Source organism: Pseudarthrobacter sp. LT1 (assembly GCF_035621795.1).
In the GTDB taxonomy this organism is placed as follows: domain Bacteria; phylum Actinomycetota; class Actinomycetes; order Actinomycetales; family Micrococcaceae; genus Arthrobacter.
Window position 1 is genome coordinate 236,551 of sequence record NZ_CP141830.1, and the last position, 24,643, is coordinate 261,193.

A 24,643-nucleotide genomic window follows, 5' to 3' on the forward strand; every position below is an offset into this window, starting at 1 on the left:
AATGGCGCTATACCAGTCTGGATAGCCCAGGTTACGGCTGGGTTAAGCCGCCGTTAGGTTAAGGTCAACAGCAAAGCGCCCAACTGGCCTAGTACCCCAACTGGTTCGCCACCTGGAGGAGGAGGGCTTCCGATCCCACGGGACCCACCAGCTGGATTCCCATGGGAAGTCCGTTCCCGGGGGTACCGCCGGTCCAGTGCACAGGGATGGTGATGGCCGGCAGTCCGCACACATTCACCATCGACGACCAGGGCGCGTATTCGCACTGCTTCCGGTAGTCGCCGTCCGCATCCCCCGGCCACTGGGCCGCCGGCCAGCGGTCACTGCCGTGCGCGGTGCCGGTGAACCAACCCACAGGCCGTGGCGTCTGTGCCAGCGCCGGCATCAGCATCAGGTCCCACTGCCCGTACTGCGCCAGGGTGTCGTGCTGGAACTGCCGCAGGAATGCCAGCGCCTCCGCGAGCTTCGCCGGGCTGCGTTGCTGGGCGCGCCGGCGGAAGGTCCGGGTCAGGGGCGCCAGCAGCGGTTCCCGGGACGGGCTGATGCGGGCAGCGCCCACTCCGGCGGTCCACGCGGTGGTGAAGGCGTCCGGGTAGCGGTTGTCGTAGCGGATGCCGGCGTCACCAAGGGTATGGCCGGCCTGTTCCAGGAGGGTTTCGCCGGCCTGGAGCGCGTCCAGGGCCTCCCGGTCCGGCGTGAATGGAAATGTGCTTGACCACGGGCTGTCCAGCGTGACGCCGATCCGCAGCCGCGGTGGCTCCTGCTTAACTGCCGAAAGGTATTGATTCCCGGGTGCCAGGACGTCCATCATCAGTGCCGCGTCCTCCGCGCTCCGCGCAAGGGGGCCCGGCGCCACCAGCCGTGCAGGGTCCCCGCTACTTTCCCCGGCGGCCACGACTCCCCGGCCGGGCTTGAGTCCCACCAGGCCGCAGGCGGCGGCGGGTATGCGGACTGATCCGCCGCCGTCGGTTCCGGGAGCGAAAGGCAGCAGCCCTGCTGCCACAGCGGCTGCACTGCCGCCGGAGGACCCACCCGAACTCCTGCTGGGTGCATGGGGATTGCGCGACGGCGGCGCAATGCGGTTCTCGCTGTAGGCCGTCAGTCCGAATTCGGGCACCTGCGTCTTGCCCAGCGAAATCGCGCCGGCATCCTTGAACAGGGCCACGAGGGGAGCGTCGACGGGGGCTGGTTTGTGATCCAGGGCGGCACTGCCGTGCGTGGTCACCACCCCCGCCACGTCCGTGAGGTCCTTGAACGCAACCGGTATGCCATGCATCAGGGGAAGGTCGTCGACCTCCGAACGGGAGCGCAGGGCATCCGCCGCCCGGGCCTGCTCCATGGCCTGGTCCGCCGTCACCGTAACAAAGGCGCCCAAAAGGGGGTTTTGCCGCCCGATCCGGTCCAGGAAGTGGGAAGTGACGTCAGCGGATGACACCGCTCCACTGCGAAGGAGGTCCCGCAGGGCCAGCGCCGGGAGTTCATGGAGTTCAGTCACGGTGGCACCCCCAGTGGCATCCCCTCGGCTGCGGCCCGGCGCTCCGGCCTGGACATACCAGTAGCGCGGGAAGGGCTGTCAGCTGCTGGGACATGGAAACCTCCTGGGCCTTCACCAGCCTAACCCGCAGCTTTTCCGTTGTGATCCGGGCGGAGTGGGGTGGAAGGGCTAGGCTTTAACCTGACTTTGATCCGCCAGCTCCGCCAAGACAGGACTCCGATGAGCGATTTCGATACCGTCCCCGTCCATGACGTCCCCGCTGACGCCGTGATCCTGGACGTCCGGGAGGATTACGAGTGGGTTGCCGGCCACGCTGAAGGCGCTGTCCACATTCCCATGGACCAGATTCCTGCCCGTCTGGGCGAACTGGATCCCGACGAGGATGTCTACGTCATTTGCCGCACGGGTGGCCGCTCTTTCCGCGTCGCCCAATGGCTTACCGGCCAGGGGTACACCGCCATTAATGTGTCCGGCGGAATGGACCAGTGGCTGGAATCCGGCAAGCCCCTCGTCTCGGACAACGGACTCAAGCCCCTGGTCCTTTAGTGGCCGGCACGTCCCGCACCTACGCCTTCCTGGGCCCGGAAGGCACCTTCACCGAGGCTGCCCTGCTGCAGGTGCCTGACGCCGCCCAGGCTGTCCGGTTGCCGGCGTCGAACGTCAACGCTGCCCTTGACAAGGTGCGCGACGGCTCGGCCGACGCCGCCATGGTCCCCATCGAAAACTCGGTGGAGGGCGGCGTCACCGCCACGCTGGATGCCATCGCCACCGGCCAGGAACTGCGGATCATCCGCGAGGTCCTGGTTCCCATCAGCTTTGTCCTGGTAGCGCGGCCCGGGGTGCGGTTGGAGGATGTGCGCCGCGTATCCACCCACGGTCACGCGTGGGCGCAGTGCAGGCTGTGGATGGACCAGAATATACCTGGAGCGGAATATGTTTCCGGCTCCTCAACTGCCGCCGCGGCCCTGGGATTGCTGGATGGGGATGGCCACTACGACGCGGCGATCTGCGCACCGCTGGTGGCCCGGGAACATCCAGGGTTGTCGGTCCTGGCGGAGAATATCGGGGACAACCCCGGTGCGGTGACGCGCTTCGTCCTGGTCAGCCGGCCAGGCGCGCTGCCGGGGCGCACCGGCGCGGACAAGACCACCGTCGTGGTCCCGCTTCCGGAGGACCGCCCCGGCGCCCTCATGGAGATCCTGGACCAGTTCGCCAGCCGCGGCGTCAACCTCAGCAGGATTGAATCCCGCCCCACAGGCCAGTACCTGGGCCACTACTTCTTCAGTATTGATGCCGACGGCCACGCCGGCGAAGCGAGGGTCGCTGACGCGCTGGCGGGGCTGCACCGCATCAGTCCGGGCACCCGCTTCCTGGGCTCGTATGCCAGGGCCGACCGGCAGGCCACGCTGGTCCCCGCACACACCTCTGACGAAGCTTTCGCAGCGGCCCGGACGTGGGTGCAATCCATACTTGCCGCGGAATCCGTCGCAGGTGAAAGCGGTTCCGGGGCTTCGCCCAAAGCGTAGGTAAATGCCTTCAGAAGTACTTCCGCGGGCTGTGGACAATGCGTATGCTTGCCTGATCCACACGGGGTATGGCCCCTGACGAAGGGAGCGGGTCATGACCAGCAGCACTGACAACGACGGCCAGGGGATGATCGTCAATCCCAAGCCCACGGGAGATAACCAGGACTGGGACGGGGACGACGCCGACCGTGCTGACCGCCTGCGCTTCGAAGAGGAGCAGGCGATGATCCGCGAGCAGTCCGAAGCCCATGCTGCTGCCAAACAAGCCCATGCGGACGCGAAAGCTGCCGCTGAGGCAGAGAAGAAGTCCGGGGCCTGACGGCGCCGACTACTGGGTCAGAGCCGCATCGCGGCACCCCTTGAGCCGTCCGCTACCGTGCGGCGTGTGCACTTCCATGCACGGGACCGCTGTCCTGTACCTGTCCTTTGACCCGGACCAGGAGTGACCGGGGCTCCACCTGGACCGTGAGCTGCGTCGCTTCCCCCGACGTGTCGCCGTCGAGCTGTGTGGGCATGGGTTCGGGGCACTTGATGACCACCTTGACTGACCGGTAGACGGTCATGATGGGCAGCTTTCCGCTGTGCTTGAACATGATCTTCACGTACATCAGCAGCCAGCCCAGGGCGCTGCGGGGACTCATGACCACGACGTCGAGCATGCCGTCGTCGATCATGGCCTGCGGTATGAAATCAATGCCGCCGGGGACCAGTCCACAGTTGGCGAAAAGCACGCTCCGGATGTTCCGGACCTGCTCCGGACTGCCATCCAGGGCGATGGAGACTTTTTTCCGCCGGCCCGGAAGGTGGCGCACGCCCGCCTCGGTGTAGGCGAGCCAGCCCACGGCTTTCTTCAGCCCCGCGTTGGTGTCGGCCAGGACTTCCGCGTCCATGCCGATTCCGGCGATCACCAGGAAGACGTGCTCCGAGTAATGGCCTGTGCGGGAGTTCTCGATGGCCATCCGGGCGGTATCGATGTACCGCTGGCGGCCGAAAAGCGCTGTCTGGACGCTGCTGTGGAGGTCGTTCACATCCATGTCCACGTTCCGGGCGAGCAGGTTTCCCGTGCCCAGCGGAATCAGGCCCATGGCAATGCCGGTGTGCGCGAGGGCCTCCGCCACCACGCGGACGGTGCCGTCGCCACCGCCCACCAGGACGACGTCGGGCTTTCCCGCCAACGCAGCCTGCATCTGCGAAAAGCCCGGGTCCTCGGCCGTCGTCTCGAAAAAGACCGGTTCCTCCCAGCCGGCGGCCAGGCAGGCCCTGTGGATCATTCCCCTTGCTTCGTCGGCCCGCGCCTTAATGGGATTCAGGATTACGGCCACCCGCTGCTGCGCCAGCCCGGAGTCGTAGGAATCACCGGCCACCGTACTGCGCACATGCAGCGCCTTGAGGCGGCGCACCCCCCACCAGCTGGACGTGGCGAAGGCAAGCGCCACCGCAATCAGCACGTAGAGAATCCAGTCGCTCATGGTGCTTCAACAGTAGCCCGGCGCACGGCGGGCCGCGGCACGGAGCCGCACGCCCGCCGTCGTGCAGTGAATTGGATACCCTTGTCTGGTGATCGACGTAAAAGACCTCAGCGAAAACCCGGACAAGTTCCGTGCCAGCCAGCGCGCCCGCGGCGCGGACGAATCAGTGGTGGACGCGATCATCTCCGCGGATTCCGCCCGCCGTGCCGCCCTGCTCCGCTTCGAGAACCTCCGCGCGGAGCAGAACGTGTTCGGCAAGAAGGTGGCGAAGGCGAAGGGCGAGGAGAAGCAGGCCCTGCTGGCCGAGGTCAAGGAACTGGCCAATTCGGTCAAGGCGGCCTCCGCAGAGGCCGATGCCGCCCAGACCAAGCAGGAAGAACTGCTGCGCACCATCCCCAACCTGGTGGAGGACGGCGTTCCCGAAGGCGGTGAGGACGACTACGTGGTGGTCAAGACCGTTGGCACCCCGCGCGAATTCCCTGACTTCGAGCCGAAGGACCACCTGGAGATCGGCGAGCTGATCGGTGCCATCGACATGGAACGCGGCGCCAAGGTCTCCGGCGCGCGCTTCTACTTCCTGCGCGGCGTGGGTGCCCGGCTGGAGATGGCACTGCTGCAGATGGCCATGGACCAGGCCATCGAGGCCGGCTTCGTCCCCATGATCACCCCCACCCTGGTGCGCCCCGAGACCATGCAGGGCACCGGCTTCGACGTAAAGCACGACGCCGAGATCTACCGTCTTGCCGAAGACGACCTTTACCTTGTGGGCACCTCAGAGGTGGCACTGGCCGGATACCACGCCGACGAGATCCTCGACTTCTCCGCCGGCCCCATCCGCTACGCGGGCCAGAGCTCCTGCTACCGCCGTGAGGCCGGATCCCACGGCAAGGACACCCGCGGCATCATCCGCGTGCACCAGTTCAACAAGGTGGAGATGTTCATCTACACCACCGTTGAAGAGGCCGCCGCCGAGCACCAGCGACTCCTGGCCTGGGAAGAGGAAATGCTGGCCAAGTGCGAGCTGCCGTACCGGGTCATCGACACCGCGGCCGGCGACCTCGGCACCTCCGCGGCCCGCAAGTACGACTGTGAAGCCTGGGTCCCCACGCAGAACGCCTACCGCGAGCTGACCTCCACCTCCAACTGCACCACGTTCCAGGCCCGCCGCCTGAACATCCGTGAGCGTGTGGTGAACGCGGAGGGCGTCTCCAAGGGCACCCGCGCCGTGGCCACGCTGAACGGCACCCTCGCCACCACCCGCTGGATCGTGGCGCTGCTGGAGCACCACCAGAACGCGGACGGCTCCGTGAACGTACCGAAGGCCCTGCAGAAGTACCTGGGCGGCCTCGAGGTCCTCCCGGTCCTCTAGCGGTCCACTCATAAGCTTGTTCGCGGATCCGAACCTACGTGGTTCTGATCCGCGGACCAGCTTAGGTCCGGCTCGTGATTGTCCACATGCAGGCGCTGGCCCCCCATCCCTGCTTCCGCTGTCGCGCATCATGATGGCATGGATGTACCGCCGGGACTGATTGATACTGCCGCCATTCTCCGCACGGGCGCCGGCACGGACCGCGTGCACCGTGCCTTTAAAGCGGGGCAACTGGTGCGGATTCGCCGGGGTTTCTACGTTCCCACCGAAGACTGGCTTCGTGCACTGCCCTCCCGGCGCTTCGAATGGACGACGACGGCAGTTGTCAGATCAGTCAAAGGTGCAGTTCTGTGCGGGCTTACGGCAGCAGTGGCCAGTGGGTTGCCAACGCTTGGAACGCCGCCCTGCGTGGAACTGGCCACCACGCTTCCCGGCCGCAGCGGCATCCGAAACTCGCCGCTGTTGGTACTGGGCGGGGACGATTCCGCCGGGAACGTACGCCGCACACGTTCCTATCCGCTTCGGTACCGCCTCATGACCGGGTTCAATGCCGTGCCCTTTGGCGAGTTCCTCTGTTCAGGGCTCATCCAGACCACCGTGGACGTACTGGGCTCAGCGGAGCTTAGCCAGGCCTTGGTGCTCGCAGACGGGGCCGCCCGCAGACTACTCGCAGATGGCGAGCTGGAGCAGGGTGTCAGCCTCCTGTCCGTGCCGGAAATTGCCGCCGGCATAGCCGCCCTTCCTTCCGCAGCTGCCCGGTGCCGCGCGGAGCGGGCGGCCAGCCTTGCCAGCCCGCAGCCGGAGTCTGTTGGGGAGTCCTACAGCCGTGCCGTCTTTGAATTCCTCGGCTTTGAGCAACCGGTCCTTCAGCAGGTCTTCAGGGATGGTACCGGCTTCATCGGCAGGAGTGACTTCTGGTGGCCCCGGCAAGGCGTGGTGGGTGAGTTCGACGGCAAAGGGAAGTACGTGGAGTTGGCCCGGCGGGACGGGATCACCGCAGAGGAGGCTGTTTACCGGGAGAAGCTCCGCGAAGACCGGATCCGTGCACTCGGCCATGGTTTCGTCCGGTGGCGGTGGGCAGACCTGACGGACCCAAACAAGCTGCGTCACAAGCTCCTCGCCGCAGGCCTGCGCCCGCGCTCGTAGCGTCCCGCCGCCGGAATCAGAGCCTTGTTCGCCAATCACAACGCTGAAGGCGCGGATGTGCGAACAAGGTTGGGATTCGAGGAATCAAGTGCCCTCCTCACGGACAGGATCGCTCAGAGCCGGGGTGAACGAACGCGCCAGCAAGCGCATCGAATGTGGTAAACCGCCGTGTTAACCAACAGTTCAATAAACCTGTGGTCCGCGTCCTAGCGCGTGTCAGTTAGGTCTGGTTCACTATGTGGATGACAACGCTGACTGAAACCTCAGTCGCCGGCAACGATGACCGGCGAGACAACAATCGAGACTACAACCAGAACAACATCGGCTTTGCCGGTGTCGACCGGAAGTTCATGGTTGCCCTGGACGTGGACGGGACCCTGGTCAACCACGACGGGCATATGTCCCCTGGCGTACGGGAAGCCGCGCAGGCCGTCGTGGCCGCCGGGCACGAGGTGATGATCGCCACCGGCCGCTCCCTGAACGCCACGCTTCCCATCATCGAGAAAATTGGCATCGAGCGCGGGTACGCCGTCTGCTGCAACGGCGGCGTGACCCTTCGGCTCCACCCGGAACTGGAAAACGGCTACGAGGTCATCCACAAAGCCACGTTTGATCCCGCGCCGGCGCTGCGTGCCCTCCGCGAACGGCTTCCGTCCGCCAAGTATGCGCTGGAGGACGCAGACGGCAACTTCCTTTCCACCGAGCGGTTCCAGGATGCCAGCTTCGGCGTCGAGGCCGTCGGCGTTGACTTCCACACCATGCTGGAGGCAACAGCCGTCCGCGTGGTGGTGTTCAGCACCGAAAACACGCCCGAGGAGTTCAACGAGGCCATCAACCACGTGGGCCTCGCGGGGGTGACCTACTCGGTGGGCTGGACTGCGTGGCTGGACATCGCCGCTGCGGGTGTGACCAAGGCCAGCGCCCTGGAAAACCTCAGGCTCCGCCTCGGCTTTGAAGAACACCTGACGGTTGCGGTGGGGGACGGCCGGAACGACATCGAAATGCTCACCTGGGCCGGCCGCGGCGTCGCCATGGGGCAGGCCCCGGCGGAAGTGGTCGCCGCAGCGGACGAGGTCACCCACTCAGTGCACGACGACGGCGCCGCCCACGTGCTGCGCAGCCTCCTCTAAGGCGCTGAAGGCACCGTCCGCTGCCGCGATTCCGGTGCGGGCCGGGAGCCAAGGCAGAATAGAGGCATGACCCTTACGACGTTCGCCCTCGTCCGCCATGGCCAGACCGACTGGAATGCCGAGCGCCGGCTGCAGGGATCAACCGACATCCCCCTGAACGACGTCGGACGCGGCCAGGCGCGGGACGCCGTCGGCATCCTTGCGCCGTACGAATGGGGCGCCATCGTCTCCTCGCCGCTGAGCCGCGCTGCCGAGACCGCGGACCTGATCGCCGAAGGGCTCGGGCTCACAGTGGCCCGGCGCGTCCCGGAACTCACCGAGCGCAGCTTCGGCCCGGCCGAAGGGATGCAGGCCGGCCCCGAGCTGGAGGCGCTGCGTATTCCCGGCGGATTCAAGGGCGCGGAAAGCGAAGACGAGGCCGCCGAGCGCGGCATTGCAGCCCTGGAAGCCCTGGCCGAGGAGTTCCGCGGCCAGCGGCTCCTGGTGGTCACCCACGGCACCCTGCTGCGCGTCAGTCTCAGCCGCGCCGTCGGCCAGGCCCTGGCCAGCGTGGACAATGCGGTGCTGAACCTGGCGCACCACCACGCGGTCGATGGCTGGAAGCTGGAGTACTTTAACGGCGAGCCTGTAATGGCCGCCACCGGGAGCTAAGGCCCAGCAAAGCCCCGGCAGTAATTGACGACGGCGGGACCCGGCTCGGGCAGTCAGCCCACCGCGAGGATCAAGGACAGCAGCCGGGCGGCAGCGGGCCGGGCGGCGTGTTCCTCATTCCACTGCGCCCGGGCCACCGCTTTGCTGACGGCCTGGGTGGTGATGCCCAGTTCCTGCGCCACCGCCTTCTGCTGTCCGCGGACCCCGGGGGTCAGCAGGTCCAGCACCCGCCATTCCGCGTCCGAGCGGTCCCGCACGTTGTGGCCCAGCAGGCGGAGGATTGCTTCGGCGTCGCGGGCTACATCGGCCAGCGGGCCCTCTACTGCCACGGGGATCCGCTCCTTGCTGTTGCGGAGCCGGTCCACCGCCCGGCGGGCGTAGACCAGGCCGTGCCCGGACGCGTCCTTGATCTGGTTGGGCAACGGCTCGTTCACCGGCCCCGCGCCAATCCCTACGTACCAGTGCCCGCTCCGCAGTGCGATCAGCGCGGCGTCCACGGCCTGGTGTGGGCAGTCGACGATCCCCTGGACTTCGTCCTCCACCGACCTGTCAAAATCCAGGCGCGCGGGAATGTGCCGCAGCGCCTTAAGCAGCTGCGGCACCTGGTCGCCGTCGCGGCGGCTGTCCGTCTGGTTGATGGTCAGGGTGAACATTCTGGGTCCACACTACCCGGAAGTAGGAATTGCGAAACGGCCGGTTCCCGCCCCGGCAAACGGCTGGGTGCCCGCATCGCGTGGACGCAGACCCCCAGCCGCAGACCGGCAGGCCAACAGACAACAGCCCGGGTCAGTTTCCCTGTTCCGCAGCGGCGCCCGCTGCCGGGAAACGGTCCCAGGCGCGGTGGGCGGCGATGAGCCCGGAAATTTCGGTGGTTACCGAGGCAGCATCGTTCCCGCCAACTACCCCGGCGGCCCCCTGCGGGATGCCGGCCGCATCCAGGACGGCCGAACCGGAGCCCCAGGCCGCAATGGCCTTGGCGTGCCGGTACGCCTCGGACAACATCAGCGCGGCGCGCGGATCCAGCCCGTCAACCGGCTCCCCGGCCTTGGGATCCCGCCCTGCGGAAGCATCGGCCGCGGGCTGCTTGCCGCCGGCGACCAGCAGTGCGTCGAACTCGGTGGACCGTGCCGTGAGGAAGGTCCGCTGCACCGTCACCGAAAGCCCGTCGGAGGAAAGCGTGCCCCCGGCCGGTGCGATGACCAGCGGGACCATGCCCTCGCCGTCGAGCGCCTGGCGGGCCGCTTCCACCTGGGACAGGTCGCTGGAGGAATCGGCAATGATGCCTACAACGCGCCCGGCAACCGGCCAGGTTTGACCAACCTGGGACACCGCCGGGCTCGGGTCGCGGTCCGGGACCTGCTCGGTGGCCTCCGGAGCGGGCATGCCCAGGCCGGCGGCCACCCCGGCGCACAGTGCGGCGTCGATGTTGGCCAGGGCCAGCAGTTGGCGTTCGCGGACGGCGCTTTCGTAGCACTTGCCGAGCTCAAACGTGTAGGCCTGGATCACGTGGTCCTGCTCCACGGCGCTCAGGCTGCGGAAGAACAGCCGGGCCTGGCTGTAGTGGTCATCGAAGGAGGCCGGGTTGCGCCGCTCCTTGATGGATTCCGCCACCGCCTCCGGCACGTCCACGAACGCGTCCATGTCCTGCCCGGCCAAGAAGGGGCACCCGCCGTCCAACGAATTGGGCCGGTACGGCGCCACTCCGGCGTGGTCCGCCGTCTGGTGCATGCCGTCGCGGAGCATGTCGTTGACCGGAGCCTGCGGCCGGTTGATGGGGATCTGGGCGAAGTTGGGGCCGCCCAGCCGCGAGATCTGGGTGTCCAGGTAGGAGAACAGGCGGACCTGCAGCAGGGGATCGTTGGTGACGTCGATGCCCGGAACCAGGTGGCCCGGGTGGAAGGCCACCTGCTCGGTTTCCGCGAAGAAGTTGGTGGGGTTCGCGTTGAGGGTCATGAGGCCGATGGGCTGCACCGGCGCCAGTTCCTCGGGGACGAACTTGGTGGGGTCCAGGAGGTCGATGCCCTGGAACATCTGGTCTTCCGTGTCCGGGAAGGTCTGGATGCCCAGTTCCCATTCAGGGTAGGCGCCGGCCTCGATGGCGTCGGCCAGATCCCGCCGGTGGAAGTCCGGGTCCATGCCGTTGATGATTTGGGCTTCCTCCCAGACCAGTGAGTGCACGCCCTGCTTGGGCTTCCAGTGGAACTTCACCAGGGTGGTGTCACCCGCAGCGTTGATGAGGCGGAAGGTGTGGACGCCGAAGCCTTCCATGGTCCGGTACGACCGGGGGATGCCGCGGTCTGACATGTTCCACAGGGTGTGGGCCTGTGCCTCGGTGTGGAGCGACACGAAGTCCCAGAAGGTGTCGTGCGCGCTCTGGGCCTGGGGAATCTCGCGGTCCGGGTGGGGCTTGGCCGCGTGCACCACATCCGGGAACTTGATGCCGTCCTGGATGAAGAAGACGGGAATGTTGTTTCCCACGAGGTCGTAGGTGCCCTCATCCGTATAGAACTTCGTGGAGAAACCCCGGGTGTCCCGCACCGCGTCGGCCGACCCACGGGAGCCAAGCACTGTGGAGAACCTGACAAACACGGGCGTTTCGACGTCCGGGGCGAGGAATCCGGCGCGCGTTACCTTCGACGCCGTGCCGTAGGACCGGAACACCCCGTGCGCTCCTGCGCCGCGTGCGTGGACAACGCGCTCCGGGATCCGCTCGTGGTCAAAGTGGGTGATCTTCTCGCGCAGGTGATGGTCCTGCAGCAGGATGGGACCTCGCGGGCCGGCCTTCAGGGAGTGGTCCGTATCCTGCAGCCGCAGGCCCTGCGCGGTGGTCAGGTACTGGCCGGACTGGGCGCGGGCGGTGGCAGGTGCACCGGTAGGGCTGCCGGTGGGGGACACGGCCTCGGGGCCGCGCTGGTCCGGCTTTGGCGGCAACGGCTCCCGCGGGCTGGTGGGCTCCTCGAGCGCCGGCGGCTCGCTGGACGGAACCCCGGGAATTACAACGTCGTCTTCGGCTGGCATGTCTTGATCTCCCCACGTTTTGATGTTCCCAGCCTCCGCCTCAGCGAAAGCTAAGCTTGCTTAGTACCCTACAGGTGCCCACGGTCCAAAAGGCAAGGTACGACGGCGGGGGTTGCCTCCGTACCCCTCCATCTGTTGCGATGGGGGAACTGCCGCCTGCAGCGGCACACCCGACGTAAGGATGGTTATGGCCGGCGGCGCAGGGCAGGACGAGATGCAGCAGGACGGCATCGAACAGGGGGAACTCGAACTCGTCGACAGGTGGTGGCGGGCAGCCAACTATCTCTCCGTGGGCCAGATCTACCTGCGGTCCAACCCGTTGCTGCGCGAACCGCTGCAGGCTGGGGACACCAAGTCCCGCCTGCTGGGCCACTGGGGCACCACACCCGGGCTCAACTTCGTCTATGCCCACCTGAACCGCGTGATCCGCCGCGACTCACTGGAGATGCTCTTCGTCGCCGGTCCCGGCCATGGCGGGCCCGCCGTCGTCGCAAATGCCTGGCTGGAAGGCACCTACTCCGAAATCTATGCCCACGTGGGCAACGACGAGGCCGGCCTGGCGGAGCTGTTCAGGCAGTTTTCTTACCCGGGCGGCATCCCCAGCCACGCCGCACCGGAAAGCCCCGGCTCCATCAGCGAGGGCGGTGAACTGGGATACTGCCTGGCCCACGCCTACGGATCGGTGTTCGACAACCCGCAGCTGGTGACCGCCGTCGTGATCGGTGACGGCGAGGCCGAGACCGGACCGCTGGCCGCCAGCTGGCACTCGCACAACTTCCTGGACCCGGCCGCCGACGGTGCCGTGCTGCCCATCCTGCACCTGAACGGCTACAAGATCGCCAACCCCACGGTCCTGGCCCGGATGCCGCAGCATCAGCTGGAGCAGCTGCTGCGCGGGTATGGCCATGAGCCCTATTTCGTGACGGTGGCGGATCCGGACAACACGGAGCAGGCGCACCGTGATTTCGCCGCGGTCCTGGACCGCTGCCTGGCCGATATCAGGGCCATCCAGGACGCCCACCGGCAGGATCCGGACGCTGAAGAGGCCGGGGAGGGCGGGCACCGCTGGCCGATGATCGTCCTGCGTTCGCCCAAGGGCTGGACCGGGCCGCGCATTGTGGACGGGCTGCAGGTGGAAGGAACGTGGCGGGCGCACCAGGTGCCGCTGTCCGAGGTCCGCACCAACGGGGAGCACCTGAAGCAGCTGGAGGAATGGCTGCAGTCCTACCGGCCGGAGGAATTGTTCGACGGCGACGGCCGGCTCCGGCCCGACGTCGCCGAAGGCGCACCCACCGGGGACTTCCGCATGAGTGCCACCCCGCACGCCAACGGCGGGCTGCTCCGGCGGGCCCTCAAGCTGCCCGCCTACCAGGACCACGCCGTCGAGGTGCCCAGCCCGGGAACCGACCGGGTCAGCCCCATGATCACGCTGGGCTCCTGGATGCGGGACGTGATTGCCCAGAACATGGAAAACTTCCGGCTGTTCGGCCCGGACGAGACGGCCTCCAACCGGCTGCAGAACGTCTACGAGGTCACCGACAAGGTGTGGCAGTACCGGATTGACGACGTCGACGAGCACCTTGCCCGCTCCGGCCGGGTCCTGGAGGTACTCAGCGAGCACCTGTGCCAGGGCTGGCTGGAGGGCTACCTCCTGACCGGGCGGCACGGCGTGTTCAACTGCTACGAGGCCTTCGTGCACATTGTCGATTCCATGTTCAACCAGCACGCAAAGTGGCTGAAGGTATCCCGCAAACTGCACTGGCGCCAGCCGGTGCCGTCGCTGAACTACCTGCTGTCCTCGCACGTGTGGCAGCAGGACCACAATGGTTTCTCGCACCAGGATCCGGGCTTCATCGACCACGCCGTGAACAAGAAGGCCGAGGTCATCCGGGTATACCTGCCGCCGGATGCCAATACGCTGCTGTCCGTCATGGAGCATTGCCTGGCGTCGACGGACTATGTGAACATCGTGGTCAGCGGCAAGCAGCCCTCGCCCACCTGGCTGGGCCCGGCCGATGCCGCCAATCACTGCCACCGCGGCCTGGGCATCTGGACGTTCGCCGGCTCCGAGGTGCCCGGCGAGGAGCCCGACGTCGTAATGGCCTGCGCGGGTGATGTCCCCACCGTGGAGACCGTGGCGGCTGCGGAACTGCTCCGCAATGGCGCCCCCGGTCTCAAGGTGCGGGTGGTCAACGTGGTGGACCTGATGCGGCTGCAGGACGAAAGCGAGCATCCGCACGGCCTCCCCGCCCATGACTTCGACGGCATCTTCACCCCGGACAAGCCCGTCATCTTCGCGTACCACGGCTACCCGGCGCTGATCCACCGGCTGGCGTACCGGCGCACCAACCAGCAGGGCCTCCATGTGCACGGCTACAAGGAAGAGGGGACCACCACCACCCCGTTCGATATGGCCATGCTCAACGGCATCGACCGCTTCACCCTGGCCATCGACGCGATCGACCGCGTTCCGGGCCTTGCCGAAAAGCACTCGCTGCTCCGCCAGGACCTGCAGGACCGGCGCAACCGGGCACGCGAGCACACCCGAACCCACGGCGAGGACCCGGAGGAGATCCGGAACTGGAAGCTGGGCGGCTGACACCCTAAAGCGGGAGGTCGTCCAGAGTGCAGGCGGGCAGGTGGATCCAGCCTTCGCTGCGGGCGGCTTCGGCGTGGGCACTGTCTGGCAGGAGTGTCCGACGGCGGTCCACGGCCCGGGCGGTCAGCGAGGCAATGACGGCGTCGAACAGGTCGTCCGAAGCGGTTAGCCTGTCGCGGTGCCCGGCCAGGTCCAGCCAGGGCGCCTGCTCTTCGAGGGCCGCCAGCAGGAGGCCCAGGCGCTCGGTTTCGGGGATGCCGCGGCCTTTGTAGCCGCGCCCGTTGAGGCCCCAGATCTTCAGCGACGCCGCCGGGTACACCTCGGCAAACCGCCCCGACCCGTCCCGGAGCTGCGGGCCACGCAGTGCCGCGATCTTCGCCTGGATCACCGCGCAGCGCATCGCAGGGTGGGCCAGCCTGTCGGCGGAAACGCTCAGGGGGATCAGGCCGGTTTCGCGCGTGACGAAGCGGTCCGTGTCCCGGTAGGCAAGCAGCCTCCGGCCCGCTAGGCCGTCGTGCTCCAGAACCGGCGCTGCGTTGAAGTTCAGGTGGCCGGTGAGGAACGGGATCAGCGCGTCAGGCCAGCCCACGGGGCAGTCGACGCCGGTCATGCCGCAGGTGCCGAACAGGTCCACGATCTCCTGGTCGTCAACATTCAGGGCCAGGTGGGCCAGCCGGGCCCGGTCACCGCTCCACTCGATGACCGCCACGGCAGTCTTTTTGGTCGCTGCCGCCAGATCCACGCCAAGGGTTCTCATGGGCTGCCCGTCAATGCTGTGGTCAGACGGCATTGCGTCAGACCGCGCGGTAGCGCAGGACGCCGGGGATGCTCCCGGATCCGCCAAGGTCAGTGCCCCGCGCGAAGCCGGCCCACAGTGCCCGCATCTCCCGGCCCGCGGCCTCCACATCCGCCCACTCTGAACCGGCGATCAGGCCCACGCCCTCCCACGTCTTCCGGCTTCCCAGCAGCAGGGGCAGGTCCACGGTGTGGGCGGCGCCGAAGATGTTGCCGGGGGCATGCCAGTCCAGGACGTAGCGGTGCGCCCTTCCGCCTGCCTTGGCATGCCGGCGCGCGAACCTGCGGGTTGCCCGGCCGTACACAGTTTCGGTGACAACCCAGTCAACGGCGCGGACGGCGGCCTTGCCCACAAACGGAACCGCGGCCAGGCTCATCAGGCGGGGGCTGCGGGGGAGGAACAGGCGGGCCTCCTCGGAGGTATGGCCGATCAGCACGTCGATGGCCGGCGCGGTCCGGTTCCAGGCAGCCTCGATGCCTGACTCTTCCGGGAGCGGGTCGTGGCCGTACTGGGTGCCGAACGGCATGGCCGCCAGCATGCCGAACTTCCGGGCCACCTGCGTGACCTGTGCTTCGAGAGCCACCACGTCCATGGCGGGGGTCTCCTCGGTCACGGAATCCGCGGCAATGCCCATGGCGTGGTTCATCTTCGCCCGGCCGCGGGTGATGCCCAGCGGGGCGCTTTGGATGATGGCGCGCTGGAAGAGGGTTGGTGCCTCGGGCGTGGCCATCAGGTGGGCGATCGCGTCGCCCCCGGCGGACTGGCCGAAGGCGGTGACCCGGCCGGGATCGCCCCCGAACGCGGCAATGTTCCGCTGCACCCACCGGAAAGCTTCGAGCTGGTCCAGGAGTCCCAGGTTGCCGGGCCGGCCTGCCGGTGTTGCCAGGAACCCGAACAGTCCGAGCCGGTACGTCACGGAAACCACGATCACCCGGTTTTCGGCCACCAGCCGTGCGGGGTCGAAGATGGCCAGGTCCCCGGAGCCGGTGGTGTAGGAGCCACCGTGGATCCAGACCATGACGGGCAGTTTTTCGTCCGGCTTCAGGGTGCCGGGCAGCGTGATGGAAAGGTTCTGGCAGTCCTCGCTGCCGGGAAGCTCGCCGTATTTGGTCCCCAGGACGTCGTCCAGGAACGGCACCGGCGCCTGGGGGCAGGCGGGTGCGGGAGAGGTGGCGGCATATTCGGCGGTCCAGTCCGGAACCGGTGCGGGCGCCTGGAAACGTTCAGCGGTGGCGTAGGGAATGCCGGTGGCACGGATGACGTCGCCGTCCCGCCGCCCGCTGACGGGGCCGCACGGCGGATGGAACAGAAGCTGGGACGTCACGGCTGGCTCGGAACTCACAGCCCCCACCATGCCATAACTTCCTGAAACAACGACGGCGGGTGCCCGGCTTCGAAAAGCCAGGCACCCGCCGTCGGACTGGTGGTTCGTGGACTAGTGACCGGTGGGCACGTAGCGCTTGATGGAAGCTTCCAGCTCGGCTTCGGCGGCGGCGCGGTCGCCCCAGCCCTCGGCCTTGACCCACTTGCCCGGCTCCAGGTCCTTGTAGCGGGTGAAGAAGTGCTCGATTTCCTTGATCAGGTACTCGTTGACGTCGCTGACTTCCTGGATGTGGTCAAAGCGGGCGTCTACCGGCACGCACAGGATCTTGGCGTCTCCGCCACCGTCGTCGGTCATGTTGAAGACGCCGATGGGGCGGGACTCGACGATGACGCCCGGGTGCAGGTCGAAGTCCTGCAGCAGCACCAGTGCGTCCAGCGGGTCGCCGTCCTCGCCGAGGGTGTTCTCGAAGTACCCGTAGTGCGTGGGGTACTGCATGGAGGTGAAGAGGACGCGGTCCAGGCGGACGCGGCCGGTCTCGTGGTCAACTTCGTACTTGACGCGTGATCCCTTGGGGATCTCGATGGTCACGTCGTGCTTCATGGGAATGCTCCTCGGCAATTGCAGGGGGTGCGCGGCACACTTGACGGGCCCACAAAAAAGCGTGTCGGTGCCGCCGACTACAATTGAGGATATAGCGAGAGGCCCTGGAATCAGGAACTTGTGGGGAAATTTCAGGACTTGAGGACCGGCACCAGCATGACCAAACCAACCGGCAGGGAACCATTGCGCGTCCGGCGTTCCCGACGCTCCGGCGGCATGGCCCAGGAGGCAAGGAAGTCCTGGCACCTGGTCCTGGCCACGCTGGTCCTGGTAGTCCTCGCCATCCCGGCGGCCCTGCTCGTGGCCCCCGGCATCGTCGGACCCGGATTCTTTGGTTCCAGCGCCCCGGCGCCGGCCCCCGCTGCGCCCGCCTGGCAACAGGCCCCCGCCACACTTTCCGCCCCGCAGGTGCTTGCACCCCTCCAGCCTTCGGCCCCGGTGCCCGCGCCGTCGGCCGTCGCGGCCCAGGTGGAACCAGTATTGACGGCCGACGGCGGCGGTACTTTCACGGGCATGGTGCAGGACGCGCTCACGGGCCAGGTCCTCTTTGACCGGGGTGGCGCGGAAGGCCGGGTGCCGGCGTCGAACCTCAAGCTGCTGACCGCCGTGGCCGCGTTGCGCACCCTGGGGCCGGAGCACCGGTTCACCACGCAGGTGGTGCAGGGCCCTGCTCCCGGTCAGGTCGTCCTGGTAGGCGGCGGCGATGTCCTCCTGGGCGCCGGGCAGTCGCGGCCAGGACAGGCCATGGGCCATGCCGGCCTGGCCACGCTTGCAGCCCTCACCGTGCAGGCCCTGCAGGCCGCCGGTACCGCGGGTGACATCAAGGTGCTGGTGGACGACTCCCTTTTCACCGGCCCTGCACTGAATCCCAACTGGCAGTCCGGCGATGTGGAAGCCGGCGAAATCGCTCCGCTGTACCCGCTGGCCCTCAACTCCGCACGTTTTGATCCCGCCGTCACCACCGGTCCCCGCCCCCAGGATGCAGCCATGGCTGCGGCGGAGGCGTTCGCGGCCCAGCTCCGTACGGCAGGTGCCGGGGCGGGACTGACGGTAGCGGCCGGCGTCGACCGTTCACCCGGTGCGGCCAAGGCCGGCGCTGCAGCCCTGGCCAGTGTTGCTTCGGCCCCCGTGGCGGAGCAGGTGGACCTGATGCTGCAGGTCTCGGACAACTACCTGGCTGAAACCATGGGCCGCATGGCGGCGGTAGCCACGGGACGGCCCGGAAGCAATGACGGCGCCACGGCCGCAGTCACTGCCGAGCTTGCGGCAGCCGGCGTCACCCCCGACGCCGTGAAGCTGGTGGATGTGTGCGGCCTGGCCATGGGCAACCAGGTCACTGCCCGCCAGTTCACGGACGTGGTGCGGGCCATGACCACCGGCGCTGATACCAGGCTTCGCGCCGCGCTGGACGGATTCCCGGTTGGCGGATTGTCGGGCACGTTGGACACCCGTTACGGGGATGCCACCACCTCCGGCGGCGCCGGGCTGGTCCGTGCCAAGACCGGGACCCTGAATACCGTGCTGGCGCTGAGCGGCTATGTTGTTGACTCCGACGGCCGGCTCCTGGTGTTCTCGTTCATCGGCAACGGCCTGACGCCCGGAGCTGCCGGCAACAAGGTGGCGCTGGACCGCGCAGCTACCGCGCTGGCGGGCTGCGGCTGCCGCTAACGCGGGCTTGCGGTGGTCCCCAGCAGCGCGGCCATGACGACGGCGGCCAGCACCGACCTCCAGCCCGTGCGCGGGCCGATGGTCAGGGGAGCGATGGGACGGTAGGGGATCATGGTGTCTTCCTTCGATGGTTATGACCGGCCCTGTCCCGCATGAACGGCCCTGTCCCGCGTAAACGGTGCGGGGCGGCAACGGTTGTGCGGGTTCGGGCCGCTCCTGGACAGGAAGGTTGCCCTGCGGTTTCCAGCCTGCCCGGCGGGTCTGGGACAGCGCTTTCGCCCTCCTGTGCAGCGGCTGTGGAAGTTTCGCCGGTCAGCGAACTTAAGGACGATCCCCGGCCTGCTGTGTTCTGATGGGAACCATGGAGTCCACTGCGCGCGAGTCCGCATCGACGTTGTCCCCAACAGCCCAGTCCGACCAGGCGCAAGCCCTGATCAACTGGGACCTCGCTGCCTCTGCCGCGGCGAGGCTGGCTCCGGCCGGGCCCGTGCTCGACGGAAAAGCCATCGGGGAGGCGGTGGACAGCCTGCGCCGGCTGGCTGACGCATCCGTGCCGCACGTCCACGAAATCACCCGGCTGGAAGCGGCCCGCGACCTGCGCGACTCCTCCGTGCTGGTGGTGGACCGGGCGTCCTGGGCCAAGGCCAACACCCAAAGCTTCGCGGTGATGCTCAAGCCCGCCATGCAGAAGATGCTGGACACCCGGCGCGGAAACCTCAGCCCCGCGGCCGCCCAGGTCAGCGGCGCCATTACCGGCAGCCAGTTGGGGGCCGTCCTTGCCTTCCTGTCCAGCAAGGTCCTGGGCCAGTACGATCCCTTTGCGGCCCTGGCGGAGAACTCCACGGCCCCTGCTGCCGGCCGGCTCCTGCTGGTGGCGCCGAACATCGTCTCGGTGGAGCGCGAACTCAACGTCACGCCGGAGGATTTCCGGCTCTGGGTGTGCCTGCACGAGCAGACGCACCGGGTGCAGTTCGCGGCAGCGCCGTGGCTGCGCCACCACATGCTGGAGCAAATCGACGAACTCAGCGGGCACCTCCTGGGCAACGTCGATTCCCTGATGGAGCGTGCCTCGGCCGCCGCGCGTTCGCTGAAGGACCGCTCTGCCAGCGGAAACACGCCGGGCCGCGGCGCCATCCTGGACCTGCTGCAGGACCCCGAGGAAAAGGCCGCCATCTCGCACCTCACCGCCGTGATGAGCCTGCTCGAGGGGCACGCGAACGTGGTGATGGATGCCGTGGACGCGAGCATCGTGCCTTCCGTGAAGACCATCCGGCAGCGTTTCAACGACCGCGGCAAGGACCGCGGCGTGATCGAGAAGTTCATCCGCAGCCTCCTGGGCCTGGACGCCAAAATGCGCCAGTACTCCGACGGCGCCCGCTTTGTCCGCGCGGTGGTGGACGTGGCCGGCATGGAGGGCTTCAACAAGGTGTGGGACTCGGTGGACCACCTTCCCACCGAGCCCGAGATCCACGACGCCAAGCTGTGGCTCGACCGGATGGGCCTCTAGTTGCCTTCAGAGGTACCGGTGGGCGCCCCGGCGGCTGAAGGACAGGGTGCGCGGAGCGGCCGACGCCAGCCCGGCAGGTTGGCGCCCGTCGTTGGCACTGCGCGCAAACTGCTGCAGAACGCCCTGGCCGGGGCCGGCTACCCACGCCACGTCCTCGTAGCCTGCAGCGGCGGGCCGGACTCCCTGGCGCTCGCCGCCGTCGCCGCGTATTTTGGCCGCCGCGGACACGTGGACGGCCACCCGCTGACCCTTGGCGCCGTGGTGGTGGACCACCAGCTGCAGGAGGGATCGGGCGATATTGCCGCCCGCACGGTGGAAGCACTGCAGGATTTGGGCCTGCATCCGGTGGAAATCCGTACCGTTACGGTGGCCGGTGCCGGCATGGGCCCCGAAGCCGCCGCCCGTGAAGCCCGGCATGCCGCGCTTGAGGCCGCAGCCGCAGACCAGGGCGCGGAGGCAATCCTGCTGGGGCACACCCTGGACGACCAGGCCGAACAAGTACTGCTGGGCCTGGCCCGCGGCTCCGGCACGCGGTCCCTCGCAGGGATGCGGCCGGCACGTCCTGGAACCGGAAATGCCGTCCTCCTGCGCCCCTTCCTGGAACTCCGGCGAGCGGACACCGAGGAAATCTGTGCCGTGGAGGAATTGGATCCCTGGCACGATCCCACCAACTCCGATCCCGCCTTCGCGCGGTCACGGACCAGGGTGGAAGTCCTCCCGCACCTTGAGGAAAAACTCGGTCCCGGCGTCGCCGAATCCCTGGCCCGGACAGCCGCCATCCTGCAGCTGGACGCCGACTACCTGGAGGATGTGGCGGAAAGCACCTACGCGTCCCTGGTGGAACGGGACGGCAGCGGACTGGGCCTGCCGGAGGAGGCGCTGCGGGCGCTGGCACCGGCCATCAGGTTCCGTGTGATTGCCAAGGCAGCGGCCGACGCCGGCGGGCAGCAGCCCAGCTACCGGCGCCTTTTGGCGGCAGAAGGGCTGCTCCGGCGGCAGGGCTCGGCCGGACCGGTGGAGCTTCCCGGCGGCGTGAGTGTGTACCGGTTGTCACTGGCGCAGCTGGAGGAATCGAAGGACGCGGCCGCTCCCGGGGCTCCGGGCGGCGCCGCTTCCGTTCCCCGCGAACCCGCGCGCTGTGGGAAGCTAGTATTCCGGCCTCAAAAACCGCCCGCAAAATAGTCGCACCCCGCATCTAAACAGGAGCCATTGGTGGATTCAAACGACGTCCAGGCAGATCTCAAGCACGTTCTCTACACCAAGGAACAGATCCAGCAGCGGATCACCGAACTCGCCGCGCAGATCGACAAAGACTACGAAGGACGCGAAATCCTCATTGTTGGCGTCCTCAAGGGCGCCGTCATGGTCATGGCTGACCTGGCCCGGGCACTGCACAGCCACATCTCCATGGACTGGATGGCCGTTTCCTCCTACGGCTCGGGTACGCAGTCCTCCGGCGTGGTGCGGATCCTCAAGGACCTGGACACCGACCTGATGGGCAAGGATGTGCTGATCGTCGAGGACATCATCGATTCCGGCCTCACGCTGTCCTGGCTCAAGACCAACCTGGAATCCCGTGGCACCGCGTCGGTGGAAATCTGCACCGCGTTCCGCAAGCCCACCGCCGCGAAGGTGGAGATCGACGTCAAGTACGTGGGCTACGACATCCCCAACGAGTTCGTGGTGGGCTATGGCCTGGACTACGCGGAAAAGTACCGCAACCTGGACTTCGTGGGCACCCTGGCGCCGCACGTCTACGAGTAACCCCTTCCGCGCGAACATGGCGGTTCACGGCAATGTTGCCGCCCGGGACTGCCATGAAATGCCATCCCGCAGTGGCCTTGGTGAGGTCCGGGAAGCGTGAGCAGCAGCAGCGTGGGCATCCGGGACGTGGCGCGGGACTCCGGCGTCCCGGCCACCAGGGTCCCGCACGCCCTCAATGACGTGCCTTTCGTCCTGTCAGTCCCGAAACCTGCGGGAAAGTACGGACGACGGCGGTCGGCTGGGGTACGGCCCCAACCGCCTGGCGCGCGCCCTCTTTTGCTGCAGTGACCGCTCACGCGTGCATCCGTGGGGCCCGCCCCGCACCGGGATATCGCAGCTTTGACGCGGCATTCTGCGGACTGCCGCACCATCTACGCCCACAGGGAACTTTTGCTTTTCGCTATGCGTGATTTACTCCGGACGGTGTATAGCTAGAAGCTGACGCAGCACCATCACGCGCGCAGACTACTCGCCGTGAAGCACTACCGGAAGGGACGGGGCCAGCCCCCGAACAGATGAAAGCTAAGAACTTCTTCAAAGGCCCGGGCATCTGGATCGTCGTTGTGGTCGGTCTGCTCCTTGTGGCTTTTGCAACGCTCGCCCCCGGCGGTGCGGCCCGGATCGACACGGACAAGGGCCTGGAACTGCTCTCCAGCAACAAGGTGGAGCAGGCCAAGATCTTCGACGGCGAGAACCGCGTTGACCTCACGCTGAAGGACAACCTGCAGGTGGACGGGCAGGACAAAGGCAAGAGCGTCCAGTTCTTCTTCGTCGATGCCCGTGCGCAGGACGTGGTGAAGGCTGTCACCGATGCCAAGCCCGCACAGGGCTTCACCGACCAGCCGATCGAAAGCAACTGGTTCTCCGGCCTGCTGTCCCTCCTGATCCCCGTCATCCTGCTGGGCGCCCTCTTCTGGTTCCTGATGACCCGCATGCAGGGCGGCGGCTCCAAGATCATGCAGTTCGGCAAGTCCAAGGCCAAGATGGTCAGCAAGGACATGCCGCAGGTCACCTTCGCTGACGTTGCAGGTGCTGATGAGGCCGTGGAGGAACTCCAGGAGATCAAGGAATTCCTGCAGGAACCGGCCAAGTTCCAGGCCGTGGGAGCCAAGATCCCCAAGGGTGTCCTGCTCTACGGCCCCCCGGGCACCGGTAAGACCCTGCTGGCACGCGCAGTTGCGGGCGAGGCAGGGGTTCCCTTCTTCTCCATCTCGGGCTCCGACTTCGTGGAAATGTTCGTCGGCGTCGGCGCCTCCCGCGTCCGCGACCTCTTCGAACAGGCCAAGGCCAACTCGCCGGCAATCATCTTCGTGGATGAGATCGACGCCGTCGGCCGCCATCGCGGCGCCGGCATCGGCGGCGGCAACGACGAACGCGAGCAGACCCTCAACCAGTTGCTCGTGGAGATGGACGGCTTCGACGTAAAGACCAACGTGATCCTCATCGCCGCCACCAACCGGCCCGACGTCCTGGACCCGGCCCTGCTGCGCCCCGGCCGCTTCGACCGCCAGGTGTCCGTGGAAGCGCCGGACCTGATCGGCCGCGACCAGATCCTGCAGGTGCACGCCAAGGGCAAGCCGATGGCTCCCGGGGTGGACCTGAAGGGTGTGGCGAAGAAGACGCCCGGGTACACCGGCGCCGACCTCGCCAACGTCCTTAACGAGGCCGCTCTGCTCACCGCGCGTTCCAACGCCAACCTGATTGACGACCGCGCCCTGGATGAGGCCATTGACCGCGTCATGGCCGGCCCGCAGAAGCGCAGCCGCGTCATGAAGGAACACGAGCGCAAGATCACCGCCTACCACGAAGGCGGCCACGCCCTGGTGGCGGCGGCCCTTCGGAACTCCGCTCCGGTCACCAAGATCACCATCCTTCCCCGCGGCCGCGCCCTTGGCTACACCATGGTGGTCCCGGAAAACGACAAGTACTCCGTGACCCGCAACGAACTCCTGGACCAGATGGCCTACGCCATGGGCGGCCGTGTTGCTGAGGAGATCGTGTTCCACGATCCCTCCACCGGTGCCTCCAACGACATCGAGAAAGCCACCGGAACCGCACGCAAGATGGTCACCGAGTACGGCATGAGCGAACGCGTCGGTGCTGTCCGCCTGGGCCAGGGCGGCGGCGAACCCTTCCTGGGCCGCGACGCAGGGCACGAGCGGAACTACTCTGACCAGATTGCCTATGTGGTGGACGAGGAAGTGCGCCGCCTGATCGAGCAGGCACATGACGAGGCCTACGAAATCCTCACCGAGAACCGGGACATCCTGGACTACCTCGCCTTGGAGCTGCTGGAGCGGGAGACCCTCAACCAGGCCGAGATTGCCGACATCTTCCGTGACGTCCGCAAGCGGGACTTCCGCGAGGTGTGGCTGTCCAAGGAAACCCGTCCCGTCCAGCTGACCGGACCGGTGGAGAGCCGCCAGGAGCGGGCTGAACGGGAAGCGCAGGAGGAAGCGAAGAAGGCGCGCCTTGACGAGCCGCTGGACGCCCAGCCCCCGCACCCGCAGGGCGTTTCGGAGGATGCTCCGTTTCACGGAGGCACCCCCGACTCGGGGCCTGACACCCTTCGCGGCTAAGC

Annotated in this window: 20 protein-coding genes; 13 read left to right on the top strand and 7 right to left on the bottom strand. The window is 67.3% G+C overall.

Going from position 1 to position 24,643, the window contains the following annotated elements:
* Positions 1–88 precede the first annotated feature (88 nt).
* Complete coding sequence (locus VIK36_RS01180) at positions 89–1,495, bottom strand: amidase (protein WP_324643782.1); 1,407 nt, start codon at positions 1,493–1,495, stop codon at positions 89–91.
* A 219-nt stretch (positions 1,496–1,714) separates the two neighbouring features.
* Here VIK36_RS01180 and VIK36_RS01185 point away from each other — a divergent pair, with 219 nt between their 5' ends.
* The 3 genes from VIK36_RS01185 (at position 1,715) to VIK36_RS01195 (ending at position 3,340) form a co-directional block, all read left to right on the top strand.
* Positions 1,715–2,041 (top strand): rhodanese-like domain-containing protein, encoded by a 327-nt coding sequence (locus VIK36_RS01185; protein ID WP_224024197.1) that lies wholly within the window; start codon positions 1,715–1,717, stop codon positions 2,039–2,041.
* Positions 2,041–3,021 (top strand): prephenate dehydratase, encoded by a 981-nt coding sequence (gene pheA, locus VIK36_RS01190; RefSeq protein WP_324643783.1) that lies wholly within the window; start codon positions 2,041–2,043, stop codon positions 3,019–3,021. Before VIK36_RS01185 ends, pheA begins: the two co-directional genes overlap by 1 nt.
* A 94-nt stretch (positions 3,022–3,115) precedes the next feature.
* A complete protein-coding gene (locus tag VIK36_RS01195; protein ID WP_159634453.1) occupies positions 3,116–3,340 on the top strand; it encodes a hypothetical protein in 225 nt (74 codons plus the stop codon).
* A 52-nt stretch (positions 3,341–3,392) separates the two neighbouring features.
* Here the strand turns inward: VIK36_RS01195 and VIK36_RS01200 are convergent, their stop codons facing one another.
* Complete coding sequence (locus VIK36_RS01200) at positions 3,393–4,490, bottom strand: diacylglycerol/lipid kinase family protein (protein WP_324643784.1); 1,098 nt, start codon at positions 4,488–4,490, stop codon at positions 3,393–3,395.
* Between the two features lie 88 nt (positions 4,491–4,578).
* On the opposite strand from VIK36_RS01200, the gene serS reads away from it, so the two are divergent.
* The 4 genes from serS (at position 4,579) to VIK36_RS01220 (ending at position 8,786) form a co-directional block, all read left to right on the top strand.
* Positions 4,579–5,859, top strand: a complete 1,281-nt coding sequence (gene serS, locus VIK36_RS01205) for a serine--tRNA ligase (RefSeq protein WP_255174026.1) — start codon at positions 4,579–4,581, stop codon at positions 5,857–5,859.
* Between the two features lie 138 nt (positions 5,860–5,997).
* On the top strand, positions 5,998–7,005 hold the full coding sequence (locus VIK36_RS01210) for a type IV toxin-antitoxin system AbiEi family antitoxin domain-containing protein (RefSeq protein WP_255174027.1): 1,008 nt from the start codon (positions 5,998–6,000) through the stop codon (positions 7,003–7,005).
* 242 nt (positions 7,006–7,247) lie between these two features.
* The gene (locus VIK36_RS01215) at positions 7,248–8,135 is read left to right on the top strand and encodes an HAD family hydrolase (RefSeq protein ID WP_324643785.1); all 888 of its coding nucleotides are present in this window, start codon (positions 7,248–7,250) and stop codon (positions 8,133–8,135) included.
* 66 nt (positions 8,136–8,201) lie between these two features.
* On the top strand, positions 8,202–8,786 hold the full coding sequence (locus VIK36_RS01220) for a histidine phosphatase family protein (protein ID WP_324643786.1): 585 nt from the start codon (positions 8,202–8,204) through the stop codon (positions 8,784–8,786).
* A 53-nt stretch (positions 8,787–8,839) separates the two neighbouring features.
* Here the strand turns inward: VIK36_RS01220 and VIK36_RS01225 are convergent, their stop codons facing one another.
* Both VIK36_RS01225 and VIK36_RS01230 read right to left on the bottom strand, forming a co-directional pair.
* Positions 8,840–9,439: a hypothetical protein gene (locus VIK36_RS01225; protein ID WP_324643787.1), complete on the bottom strand. Its 600-nt coding sequence runs from the start codon at positions 9,437–9,439 to the stop codon at positions 8,840–8,842.
* Positions 9,440–9,572: 133 nt separating this feature from the next.
* Positions 9,573–11,804 carry a catalase gene (locus VIK36_RS01230; RefSeq protein WP_324643788.1) on the bottom strand — a complete coding sequence of 744 codons (2,232 nt, stop codon included), beginning with the start codon at positions 11,802–11,804 and terminating at the stop codon, positions 9,573–9,575.
* 187 nt (positions 11,805–11,991) lie between these two features.
* Here VIK36_RS01230 and VIK36_RS01235 point away from each other — a divergent pair, with 187 nt between their 5' ends.
* Positions 11,992–14,403, top strand: a complete 2,412-nt coding sequence (locus tag VIK36_RS01235; RefSeq protein WP_324643789.1) for a phosphoketolase family protein — start codon at positions 11,992–11,994, stop codon at positions 14,401–14,403.
* A 4-nt stretch (positions 14,404–14,407) separates the two neighbouring features.
* On the opposite strand, the gene VIK36_RS01240 is transcribed toward VIK36_RS01235, so the two are convergent.
* The 3 genes from VIK36_RS01240 to VIK36_RS01250 form a co-directional block, all read right to left on the bottom strand.
* On the bottom strand, positions 14,408–15,160 hold the full coding sequence (locus VIK36_RS01240) for a DUF429 domain-containing protein (RefSeq protein WP_324645344.1): 753 nt from the start codon (positions 15,158–15,160) through the stop codon (positions 14,408–14,410).
* Between the two features lie 37 nt (positions 15,161–15,197).
* A complete protein-coding gene (locus tag VIK36_RS01245; protein WP_324643790.1) occupies positions 15,198–16,541 on the bottom strand; it encodes a carboxylesterase family protein in 1,344 nt (447 codons plus the stop codon).
* 93 nt (positions 16,542–16,634) lie between these two features.
* Positions 16,635–17,123: an inorganic diphosphatase gene (locus VIK36_RS01250; RefSeq protein ID WP_043450105.1), complete on the bottom strand. Its 489-nt coding sequence runs from the start codon at positions 17,121–17,123 to the stop codon at positions 16,635–16,637.
* Positions 17,124–17,279: 156 nt separating this feature from the next.
* Here VIK36_RS01250 and dacB point away from each other — a divergent pair, with 156 nt between their 5' ends.
* From dacB to ftsH, 5 genes are all read left to right on the top strand, one after another.
* On the top strand, positions 17,280–18,791 hold the full coding sequence (gene dacB, locus VIK36_RS01255; protein WP_324643791.1) for a D-alanyl-D-alanine carboxypeptidase/D-alanyl-D-alanine-endopeptidase: 1,512 nt from the start codon (positions 17,280–17,282) through the stop codon (positions 18,789–18,791).
* A 361-nt stretch (positions 18,792–19,152) separates the two neighbouring features.
* On the top strand, positions 19,153–20,298 hold the full coding sequence (locus VIK36_RS01260) for a zinc-dependent metalloprotease (protein ID WP_255174035.1): 1,146 nt from the start codon (positions 19,153–19,155) through the stop codon (positions 20,296–20,298).
* Positions 20,299–20,406: 108 nt separating this feature from the next.
* Positions 20,407–21,480, top strand: a complete 1,074-nt coding sequence (tilS, locus tag VIK36_RS01265; protein WP_324645345.1) for a tRNA lysidine(34) synthetase TilS — start codon at positions 20,407–20,409, stop codon at positions 21,478–21,480.
* Between the two features lie 30 nt (positions 21,481–21,510).
* Positions 21,511–22,062, top strand: a complete 552-nt coding sequence (hpt, locus tag VIK36_RS01270; RefSeq protein ID WP_041651844.1) for a hypoxanthine phosphoribosyltransferase — start codon at positions 21,511–21,513, stop codon at positions 22,060–22,062.
* Positions 22,063–22,577: 515 nt separating this feature from the next.
* Positions 22,578–24,641: an ATP-dependent zinc metalloprotease FtsH gene (gene ftsH, locus VIK36_RS01275; RefSeq protein WP_159634414.1), complete on the top strand. Its 2,064-nt coding sequence runs from the start codon at positions 22,578–22,580 to the stop codon at positions 24,639–24,641.
* Positions 24,642–24,643: the final 2 nt, after the last annotated feature.

What these genes read in the sequence shown, in the direction of transcription:
- ftsH (WP_159634414.1), top strand. Translation starts at nt 22,578, where the DNA reads ATGAAAGCTAAGAACTTCTTCAAAGGCCCGGGCATCTGGATCGTCGTT.
- VIK36_RS01200 (WP_324643784.1), bottom strand. Translation starts at nt 4,490, where the DNA reads ATGAGCGACTGGATTCTCTACGTGCTGATTGCGGTGGCGCTTGCCTTC.
- VIK36_RS01220 (WP_324643786.1), top strand. Translation starts at nt 8,202, where the DNA reads ATGACCCTTACGACGTTCGCCCTCGTCCGCCATGGCCAGACCGACTGG.
- VIK36_RS01225 (WP_324643787.1), bottom strand. Translation starts at nt 9,439, where the DNA reads ATGTTCACCCTGACCATCAACCAGACGGACAGCCGCCGCGACGGCGAC.
- VIK36_RS01195 (WP_159634453.1), top strand. Translation starts at nt 3,116, where the DNA reads ATGACCAGCAGCACTGACAACGACGGCCAGGGGATGATCGTCAATCCC.
- VIK36_RS01210 (WP_255174027.1), top strand. Translation starts at nt 5,998, where the DNA reads ATGGATGTACCGCCGGGACTGATTGATACTGCCGCCATTCTCCGCACG.
- VIK36_RS01185 (WP_224024197.1), top strand. Translation starts at nt 1,715, where the DNA reads ATGAGCGATTTCGATACCGTCCCCGTCCATGACGTCCCCGCTGACGCC.
- VIK36_RS01235 (WP_324643789.1), top strand. Translation starts at nt 11,992, where the DNA reads ATGGCCGGCGGCGCAGGGCAGGACGAGATGCAGCAGGACGGCATCGAA.
- VIK36_RS01250 (WP_043450105.1), bottom strand. Translation starts at nt 17,123, where the DNA reads ATGAAGCACGACGTGACCATCGAGATCCCCAAGGGATCACGCGTCAAG.
- dacB (WP_324643791.1), top strand. Translation starts at nt 17,280, where the DNA reads ATGACCAAACCAACCGGCAGGGAACCATTGCGCGTCCGGCGTTCCCGA.
- VIK36_RS01240 (WP_324645344.1), bottom strand. Translation starts at nt 15,160, where the DNA reads ATGAGAACCCTTGGCGTGGATCTGGCGGCAGCGACCAAAAAGACTGCC.
- VIK36_RS01215 (WP_324643785.1), top strand. Translation starts at nt 7,248, where the DNA reads ATGACAACGCTGACTGAAACCTCAGTCGCCGGCAACGATGACCGGCGA.
- VIK36_RS01260 (WP_255174035.1), top strand. Translation starts at nt 19,153, where the DNA reads ATGGAGTCCACTGCGCGCGAGTCCGCATCGACGTTGTCCCCAACAGCC.
- VIK36_RS01230 (WP_324643788.1), bottom strand. Translation starts at nt 11,804, where the DNA reads ATGCCAGCCGAAGACGACGTTGTAATTCCCGGGGTTCCGTCCAGCGAG.